The following is a 1,488-nucleotide window of genomic DNA, read 5'->3' as shown; positions in this document are numbered from 1 at the left end:
GTACCTGCTCAACCCGGGGCGAGGACGGACTCGCCCTGTAGGGTGGTTTGGATAGCCTGAAAGGCGCCGATGCCGCGCCGCGCGGCGGTGCCGACGACAGAGCGAACGGCGGCGTAAAGATTGGCGCCCCAGTCGGACCGGAACCCGCCGGTGACCTTGCGATAGGTGGCGGTGGGGCGAAGTTCGCGCTCGCTGCTGTTGTTGTCGGCGGTCACCTCAGGATGGTCGAGGAAGGTGAAGAGGTGCTCGCGCAACTTGCCGTAGCGCTTTCGCAGTCGCTGCCCATGCCGGTTGCTGGGGACGAGCGCCATGACGGCATCGAGCGCGTGCTCGAGGCGGCGGCGGTATTCGCGGCGGGTGCTCTCGGCCAGGCCCCGATGCCGCCGGGCCAGCACCACGGCCCGCAGGAGCAGGGCCTTCATGCGTGGGGCGAAGATGATGTCGCCCGCCTCGATGGCGTAGCGACAGTCGCGGAGCTGATGCGCCAGACAGATCTGCCAGGCTTCGGCATGGCCGCGCTGGGCGCTGTAGAGGTCGGAAACCCAGATAGCGGGGCGGTGTCCGGCCATCACCTCGGCGATGACGCCGGCGCCCCGGCTATGGCGGACCACGTGGATCACCACCTCGTCGTTCTGGAACACCCAATTCCAGCAAGTGCGACCGTCGATGCGCACGCCGGTCTCGTCCGAGCAGATCACCCGGGCCCGACGCAGCCGAGCCAGAATGGCCGCAGTCTCGGCGTCGAAGCGCGGCTTGCCGCGCCGGAAAGCCGCATCGAGCGCACCCTCGCTGATGGTCAGGCCAAACAGTTCGAGCAACAGGCGGCTCAGCCGCCGGTAGCTGACGTGATGGACGAAGCGCAGGTACATCGCCAGCGCGACGATGTTGCCACTGAACGGCGTCCCGGGCTCCAGCCCCTCGGGCAACGGAGCCAGCGTGGTCCCGCCGCAGCGGCGGCAATGCCCGGCGTAGCGCTCCACCCGCGTCACCACCGGGGTGACCATCGGCAGGTCCACCTTGTCGAAGCGCCCTGCCAGCGCCTGGTCGGCCTCGTCCAGGGCCGCCTGGCAGTGCGCGCACCGGGATGGGCGAGCGGTGACAGTCTCGTCCGGTGCCTCGGCCAATAAGCGGCCGCCGCCCTTGCGGCCGAGGCTGCCCTGGCGGGGACCCGTCCGGGCCGGCTGGTCGTCGCGGTTCGGCTTCCTGCCCTGCGATGGCGGCAGGCTGGAGTTGTCCGGCGTCTTCGGCGGCAGGCCGAGCCTGGCTTCCAACTCCCCAACCCGGGCCGTCAGGGTGGCAACCTGTGCCGTCAGCGCCTGCACCTGTGCCCAGAGCGCGTGGATCAGCGCGTCCTTCTCGTCGTGCGAGAGCGAAGACAGGTCGGGAAGCCGGTCCATCCCGAGCTTGAATCAAAAGCTCACGGCACACGTCAAGCACTTCCCCAGCGCCAAGCGGCAGGCCCATCGTCACCGGGGGATGAGCAGGTAC

The 1,488-nt window shown here is 69.4% G+C and carries 1 protein-coding gene; it reads right to left on the bottom strand.

Annotation, left to right across the window (positions count from 1 at the left end):
* Positions 1–8 precede the first annotated feature (8 nt).
* Positions 9–1,397 (bottom strand): IS66 family transposase, encoded by a 1,389-nt coding sequence (gene tnpC / locus LHA35_RS28200; protein ID WP_226615070.1) that lies wholly within the window; start codon positions 1,395–1,397, stop codon positions 9–11.
* Between the last annotated feature and the right edge of the window lie 91 nt (positions 1,398–1,488).

Source organism: Roseicella aerolata, from assembly GCF_020523605.1.
In the GTDB taxonomy this organism is placed as follows: Bacteria; Pseudomonadota; Alphaproteobacteria; order Acetobacterales; family Acetobacteraceae; genus Paracraurococcus; species Paracraurococcus aerolatus.
The sequence above is the reverse complement of the archived record's forward strand: the minus strand, read 5'-3'. Positions and strand labels throughout refer to the sequence as shown.